Source organism: Amycolatopsis sp. N2S4-7, from assembly GCF_058119595.1.
The window spans coordinates 8,370,333-8,377,618 of sequence record NZ_CP172299.1; the positions used below are offsets into that span (position 1 = coordinate 8,370,333).

The following is a 7,286-nucleotide window of genomic DNA, read 5'->3' on the forward strand; positions in this document are numbered from 1 at the left end:
GTTCAGTGCCCCTGGATCTCCGGCTCGGGGTACTGGCCCCGCGAGCGGTCTACCGCCGTCGTCGTGATGGCCGCCGCGATCATCGCCACGCCGAGGGCCAGGTGCAGCCAGTCGTCCGCGTTGTCCAGCGGGACGAAGTTGGCCGGGCTCTCCGGGGACAGCGCGAGCCCGAACACCCACAGCAGCACGTAGACCCCGCCGCCGAGCATCAGGAACGCCCGGGAACCGCCGTTGGCGCGGGCGGCCAGGACGCCGAGCACGCCGAACAGCAGGTGCACCAGGTTGTGCAGCACCGACACGGTGAAGACGCCGAACAGCTGCGCCCCCGACTCGTGGCCGGCGAAGCGCAGGTTCCCGTAGTCGGTGGTGATGCCGGGGACGAACCCCAGCACGCCCACGAGCAGGAACGCCACACCGAACACCATGGCGGCGGCCCGCGCCGCACTCCGCCGAGATCGGACTTCCGTCATGGCGCCTGGCTACCCGGCCGGGTTTCCGACAAACCCGGCGTCGCAGTCAGGCGAGCTCGGACGAAACGACCGCGGGCAGCTCCCGGAGCCGTTCGAGCAGCGGCTCGATCTCGTCGCCGGCCAGCAGGACGGCGCAGACCATGCTGCTTTCCCGGACGCCGTCCCGGATGTCGACGGACAGCTCGTGCACGAGGCGCCCGTCGCGGGCCAGCGCGCCGATGAGGCCGGGGACCTCCTCGACGCCGCCGACGAAGTAGGTGGCGATCCGGCGCCGCAGCAGCAGCGCCGAACGGGAGGACGGGACGGCGAAGGACGTGGACATGGCTCTTCTCCCGGAGGAAGTGCGGATGGGATCGGGGCCAGGTCCCGAGAAGGTGCCGCGAATCCGCGGTCGTCGACGCCGCGCGCCGGCGACCTGGTTCAGCCGGCGCGCCGGGTTACGAGTCGCGGGGACGTCATCAGGCGCTGCACGGCGACAGGCTAACACGCCGGTTCGTCGCGGTCAGCTCGCCCGGATGACCCCGAGTCCCAGCGGGGTGATCTCGTGGATCTGCGACTTCCCGGACCGCGCACTCGTGATCAGCCCGCTGGCCCGCAGGACCGACGCGTGCTGGCTGGCCGTCGCGAGCGAAATCCCGGTCAGCTCGGCCAGCTCGCTCGTGTTGCACCGGGTGATCGCCACGGTCATGAGCACCCGGGCCCGCGTGTGGCCGAGCAGCGCGGCCAGCGACGGGCCGGGCTCGGCGTCGCTGTCGAAGTGCGTGTGGCTGATCGAATAGACCAGCACGGGCGGCAGGCCCGGGTTCTTGTACGTGGTCGGCATGCCGTGCGCGAAGAACGTCGGGATCAGCCGGAGCCCGCGCCCGTCCAGGTGCAGCTCCTGCTCGATCGGGAAACGCACCCGCAGCACCGGCGGCGACCACGTGATGTCGGGGTGCAACGTCGAGAGCAGCAGCTGCGGCCCGCCGCGTTCGAGGCTCGACTGCAGCCGGCGGCGGTCGCGGGCGACCGCGCGGCGCACCGTCGCCCAGTCCGGGGCGACGCACTGGCGGTAGTAGTCGTGCAAGGCCGTGCCGAGCCGCCGCAGTTCCCGCGGCTCACCGTCGGCGAGGCGGCGCAGCCACGGCGGAACGCGGGTGCCCTGCGCCGCGAGCTCGGCGATGTCGGCGGCCAGCGTCCGGTCCGGGGTGTCGAGGACCGCCGAGACGCCGTCGTCGATGGAGCGGGTGCCGGCCGGGGTGAGGAAGTCCGGGCAGTAGCCGTACGGCGGGACGACGGACATCAGCAGCCGGCCGGATTGGGGGACTGCGGAGCGTGACCCCCGGCGCCACCGGCCGAAGAACGGCTCGCCCTCCGGCCGCCGGATGCGGTAGCTGCTCATGAGCAGTTCCCACATCGGGTCGGCGTCCTCGGCGATGGTCAGCTTCGCCAGGTCCGCTTCCGTGAAGTGAACTTTCAACATCGACGGCGGCACCCCTTTCCCGGCTGAGGGTAGCCCTGGTCGCGTGGGTTTTCGCAGGCCTCGGCCCGACATCACAGAGGTTCCCCGGGCCGGGGCGCCGACGGCACGTTTCGGGTGGGCGCGAAACGTTTTCGGGTCGGTTGACGGTGCTCGCGCGCCGCTGGCACGTTCGCGTCGACGAGAGTGTCTTCACCCGGCTGGGGGATGGCGACGGTGACCAATCGAGCACTTTCCGTCACTGGGGCTGAACTTTACTGGGGAAGGCGGACGCCCGCATGACGAACCACGATGGTCGGAGACACCGGTTCCTCCCGCGCGCCGGGGGTCGCCGGTGACCGTCGACGAAGTCTCGTACCGGTCCACCCCGGCACGGGCCCGGCCCGCCGGCCGGGCCCCCGTGCTGACCCTGCCGGCGTTCACCGAGCTCAAGTACCGGTTGCTCGGCCCGGTCGCGGCCGTCGGCGTCGACGGCCCGGTCCGGCTGGGCGGCCCGAAGCAGCGGACCGTGCTGGCCGCGTTGCTGCTCAACGCCAACCAGGTCGTGTCCGAGGACCAGCTGATCGACCTGCTGTGGGAGGACCGGCCGCCGGCGAGCGCGCGCGGCCAGCTGCAGGTCCGCGTCTGGGAGCTGCGGAAGCTGCTCGGCCGCGAGGTGATCGTGCGCCGCGAACCCGGGTACCTCATCGAGGTCCGGCCCGGCGAGCTGGACACCGAGCTCTTCGACGACGTCACCAAGGACGCCCGCCGGCTGATCGACGGCGGGGAGCTGCGCCGCGGTGTCGAGCGCCTGCGCGCGGTCCTCGAGCTGTGGCAGGGCCCGCCGCTGGGCGGCGTCACCGACGCGCTCGTGCGGCGCAGCGGCCAGCTCCTGGCCGAGCAGCGGATGACCGTGCTCGAGACGCTCTTCGACGCCGAACTCGCCACCGGCCGGCACACGCACGTGGTGCGGGAGCTGCGCCACTTCGTCGACGAGTACCCCTTCGGGGAACGGCTGCAGGAGCAGCTGATGCTCGCGCTGCAGCGCTCCGGGCGCACCCCCGAGGCGCTCGAGGTCTACACGGCGACCCGCGAACGGCTCGACGCCGAGCTGGGCGTCGAACCCGGGGAGCGGCTGCGGGCCATGCACCTGCAGGTGCTCACGGGCGCCGGGGACGAGCCGCCCGCACCACCGCCCGCCGCGCCGGCCGATGAGATCGTCGCGCCGTCGCGGCCCGCCGAGCTGCCCCGGGACGTCCGCGGCTTCGCCGGGCGCACCGAGCAGCTGGCGCAGCTGGACCACCAGCTGACCGCGCGGGCCGGGGCGTACTCCTCGGACGTCTGGATCGTGCACGGCATCCCCGGCGTCGGGAAGACCGCGCTCGCGCTGCACTGGGCCCACCGCGTCCGCGACCGGTTCCCGGACGGCCAGCTGTACGTGAACCTGCGCGGGTTCGACGCCGACCGCGAGCCGATGGAGCCGGCGGTGGCGCTGGCCCAGCTGCTGCGGGCCCTCGGCGCCGATCCGCGGCGGATCCCCGAGGAGGTCGACGCGCAGGCCGGGCTCTACCGGTCGTTGCTGGCCGACCGCCAGGTGCTGCTGGTGCTCGACAACGCGCGGGACGCCGAGCAGGTCCTGCCGCTGCTGCCGCCGACCGGGACCGTGCTGGTCACCAGCCGGCACCGGCTCGGCAGGCTGATCGCCGAGTTCGGCGCGTTCTCGCTCGGCCTCGGCGCGCTCACCGAGGCGGACTCGCGGGCGCTGCTCGGCGGGGTGCTCGGGGAGTGCCGGGTGGCCGCCGAACCGGCCGCGGCCGGGGAGCTCGCGCGGCTGTGCGGGCACCTCCCGCTGGCGCTGCGGATCGCCGCCGCGAACATCGCGACCGGCCCGGACACCACGGTCGCCGCGATGGCCGCCGACCTCGCCAAGGGCGACCGGCTCAAGCAGCTCGTCCTCGACGGGGCCGACGAAAGCGCCGTCACGCGGGCGTTCGCCGTCTCCTACGAGGCCCTCGCGCCGGAGCTGCGGCGGCTGTTCCGGCTGCTCGGCCTGGCGTCCTGCCCCGACTTCACCGCCCGCGGGGCCGCGGCGCTCACCGGCGACCCGGTCGAGACGGTGGCGCGGCAGCTGCGGCTGCTGGCCGCGGCGCACCTGGTCGAACAGCACGTGGCCGGCCGGTACCGGCTGCACGACCTGCTGCGGGCGTACGCGCTGCGGCAGGCCGGCGCGAACGAGCCCGCGCCGGCGCGGGCCAGGGCCTGGCGGCGGTTCGTCGAGCTGTACCTCTCGGGCGCCGACGCGGCGGAGCGGATCTTCGGCCGCCGGCACGACCCGCGGCTGCCGCGCGAACCCGCCGTCGTGCCGGAGAACCCGATCTCCTTCGCCGACGCGGCCGAGGCCGCGGCCTGGCTCGACGCGGAGCACGAGAACCTCTCGGCCGTCGTCACCCAGGCCGTGACCGAGGGGCCGTACCCGGTCGCCTGGTACCTCGCCGACGCCGTGCGCGCGTCCTTCTACCACCGGGGACGGCGGGTGGAGTGGGTCGAGCTCGCGACGAAGGTCCTGGCCGCGGCGCGCCGGTTCGACGTGCCGGCCGTGGAAGCCGTCACCGCGCAGAGCATCGGGCTGGCGTTCGTCCACCGGGAACGGCACGAGCAGGCCATCGAGTGGATGACCGAAGCGCTGCGCGTGTTCGAGCGGGTGGACTGGCCGGAGGGCCAGGCCGCCGCGCTCAACGCGTCCGCCATCGCGCTGCGCGTGGCCGGCCGGTTCGGCGAGGCGGCGTCGCAGTTCGAGCGCGCGCTCGAACTGCAGCGCCGGTGCGGCTACCGGCTCGGCCAGGTGAGCGTGCTCAACAACCTCGCGTCGGTCCACCGGCAGCGCTGCCTGCTCGACGCGGCCCGGGCGTGCCTCGACGAGGCACTGGAGCTCGCCGTCGCCGAGGGCTACCAGCTCGGCGAAGCGGTGGTGCTGGTCGGGATCGGCGTCGTCCAGCGGCTGCAGGGCGACCTCGCCGGCGCGCGGTACTCGCTGACCCGGGCGTTCGACCTGCACAAGGCGCACTCCCACCCGTACGGCCAGGGATCGGCGCTGTGCGGGCTGAGCCTGGTCTCGACCGACCTCGGCGAGTTCGAGCAGGGCCGCGCGCAGGCGGCCCAGGGGCTGGAGATCGCCCGGCAGGAGCAGAACCGCGAGACGGAGGTCGGCGCGCTCAACGCGCTGGCCCGCGCCGAAGCCGCGCTGGGCGAGACGGACTCGGCGGTGCACCACCAGCGCGAGGCGGTCGCGGTGGCCCGCCACTGGGGTTCGCCGTGGCACGTGGCCGAAGCGCTGTCCGGGATGGCGGCGGTGCACGGGGCCCGCGGCGACCACGCGGAGGTCCTGCTCGTGGGGGCGGAAGCCCTCGACCTGGCGCGCACCGGCGGCCTGCGGCTGATCGAGGTGCGCTGCCTGCTGGCGCTGGCCCGGGCCCAGGCCGGGCTGGGACACCGGGACGAAGCGCGTCGCCTGTGCGAAGAGGGCCTGAAGCTCTCCACCGGACTCCCGGCGCTCGAAGACCGGGCCCGGCAGGTCCTGTCCCGCCTCTGACCGGGCGCCCCGAGGCGGCCTTCCGCAGGCCGCCTCGGGACGGCGCTCCCAGCCGCGGGGAAGCGGTTTGGAAGTGCCCGCCCCTACCTTTCGCTCGTCCCTTCCGGCGAGAGAAACTTCGGAGCTTTGATGAGATGGGGTAGAGCCATCGCCGCGGTCGGCGCCGTGGTGGCGCTGGCGGTGACGGGGATCGCCGGTCCGGCGGCCGCCGGCGAGGAGAAGTACGTCGGCGACCTGGCGCTCACCGAGACCGGCGTGGTCCGCGGGACCGCGGCCACCGATCTGGTGACGTTCAAGGGCGTGCCGTACGCCGCGCCGCCGGTCGGGTCGCTGCGCTGGAAGGCGCCCCAGGCCGCGAAAGCGTGGGACGGCGTCCTCGACGCCACGCAGTTCCGCAGCCAGTGCGCGCAGCTGGGCGGCCTCGGCGGGATCGTCGAGTCCTACCAGGAGGACTGCCTCTACCTGAACGTCTTCGCGCCGAAGACGTCCGGCGTCAAGCCGGTCGTCGTGTGGTTCTACGGCGGCGGCTTCCAGAACGGCACCAGCTCGACCTACGACGCCGCGCGCCTGGCCACCCAGGGCGACGTCGTGGTCGTCACGGTCAACTACCGCGTCGGCGTGCTCGGCTTCCTCGCCCTGCCGTCCCTCGACGGCGAGACGCCCGGCGTGCAGTCCGGCAACTTCGGCATCCAGGACCAGCGCGCCTCGCTGAAGTGGGTGCAGCGCAACATCGCCGGGTTCGGCGGCAACCCGGGCAACATCACCATCGGCGGCCAGTCCGCCGGGGCCGGTGCCGCGTGCATCCACCTCGCTTCGCCCGCCTCGGCCGGGTTGTTCCAGCGCGCCATCGGCGAGACGTACAGCTGTGGTTCCCCGCTGCTCACCAAGGACGCCGCCGAGACCATGGGCACGGACGTGGCCACGCGGTTCGGCTGCGCCGACGCCGCCACCGCGGCGACCTGCCTGCGCGGCCAGACCGACGTCAAGGCACTGATGCAGGCCTGGCCGCCGCTGCCGCAGGGCCCGGTCCTCGGCGGCGGCGAACAGCCGTTGCAGCCGGTCGACGCCTTCCGCCAGGGCAGGTTCAACCGTGTGCCCCTGTTGTGGGGCAACAACCGCGACGAGATGCGGATGATCGTCAGCATCCAGTACGACGCCTCGGGCAACCCGGTCACCGCCGAGTCGTACCCGCAGATCATCCGCACCACCTTCGGCGTGGACGCCGACCGCGTCCTGGCGCGCTACCCCGCGTCCGCCTACCCGACGCCGGGCCTCGCGTTGTCGCAGGTGCTCAGCGACGCCGGGGACGACCAGCTCGCCACCTGCCAGCACGTGACGGCCTACCGGGCCGCGATCGCCGGGCAGGCCAAGCTGTTCGTCTACCAGTTCTCCGACCGCACGGCGCCGCCGGTGGTGGACGTCCCCGGGTTCGACGAGGGCGCCGAGCACGGCGCGGAGCTGAACTACCTCTTCCCGAAGTTCACCGGCGCGACGCTCGATGCGCAGCAGCAGGCGCTGGCCGACCAGATGGTCCGGTACTGGTCGACGTTCGCCCGCACCGGTGACCCGAACGCCTCCGGCCTGCCGGCGTGGCCGCGATTCACGACGGGAACGGACCGCGACGCGCTGTCGCTGGACCTCGCGGCGGCCGGCGGCAACCAGAAGATCGACCTGGCGACCCGCAGCCAGTGCGACTTCTGGGCGACCGTGCCGCCGCCTCCGGGCGCCTGAAACCCGTTGGTGCCGAAGGGGACCGCCCGCGAGGGTGGTCCCCTTCTTCGTGGCCGGC

General features: G+C 73.7%; 5 protein-coding genes. 2 read left to right on the forward strand and 3 right to left on the reverse strand.

The features are described 5' to 3' along the window. Window positions 1-2: 2 nt before the first annotated feature. From ACH54P_RS39845 to ACH54P_RS39855, 3 genes are all read right to left on the reverse strand, one after another. Window positions 3-470: a DUF4383 domain-containing protein gene (locus ACH54P_RS39845; RefSeq protein WP_489908449.1), complete on the reverse strand. Its 468-nt coding sequence runs from the start codon at window positions 468-470 to the stop codon at window positions 3-5. A 46-nt stretch (window positions 471-516) separates the two neighbouring features. Further along, on the reverse strand, window positions 517-792 hold the full coding sequence (locus ACH54P_RS39850) for a hypothetical protein (RefSeq protein ID WP_489908450.1): 276 nt from the start codon (window positions 790-792) through the stop codon (window positions 517-519). A 180-nt stretch (window positions 793-972) separates the two neighbouring features. Next, window positions 973-1,932, reverse strand: a complete 960-nt coding sequence (locus tag ACH54P_RS39855; RefSeq protein WP_489908451.1) for an ArsR/SmtB family transcription factor — start codon at window positions 1,930-1,932, stop codon at window positions 973-975. Window positions 1,933-2,263: 331 nt separating this feature from the next. Here ACH54P_RS39855 and ACH54P_RS39860 point away from each other — a divergent pair, with 331 nt between their 5' ends. Both ACH54P_RS39860 and ACH54P_RS39865 read left to right on the forward strand, forming a co-directional pair. Continuing rightward, window positions 2,264-5,497: an AfsR/SARP family transcriptional regulator gene (locus tag ACH54P_RS39860; RefSeq protein WP_489908452.1), complete on the forward strand. Its 3,234-nt coding sequence runs from the start codon at window positions 2,264-2,266 to the stop codon at window positions 5,495-5,497. A 129-nt stretch (window positions 5,498-5,626) separates the two neighbouring features. Then, window positions 5,627-7,228 (forward strand): carboxylesterase/lipase family protein, encoded by a 1,602-nt coding sequence (locus ACH54P_RS39865; RefSeq protein ID WP_489908453.1) that lies wholly within the window; start codon window positions 5,627-5,629, stop codon window positions 7,226-7,228. Window positions 7,229-7,286: the final 58 nt, after the last annotated feature.

What these genes read in the sequence shown, in the direction of transcription:
- ACH54P_RS39855 (WP_489908451.1), bottom strand. Translation starts at nt 1,932, where the DNA reads ATGTTGAAAGTTCACTTCACGGAAGCGGACCTGGCGAAGCTGACCATC.
- ACH54P_RS39865 (WP_489908453.1), top strand. Translation starts at nt 5,627, where the DNA reads ATGAGATGGGGTAGAGCCATCGCCGCGGTCGGCGCCGTGGTGGCGCTG.
- ACH54P_RS39850 (WP_489908450.1), bottom strand. Translation starts at nt 792, where the DNA reads ATGTCCACGTCCTTCGCCGTCCCGTCCTCCCGTTCGGCGCTGCTGCTG.
- ACH54P_RS39845 (WP_489908449.1), bottom strand. Translation starts at nt 470, where the DNA reads ATGACGGAAGTCCGATCTCGGCGGAGTGCGGCGCGGGCCGCCGCCATG.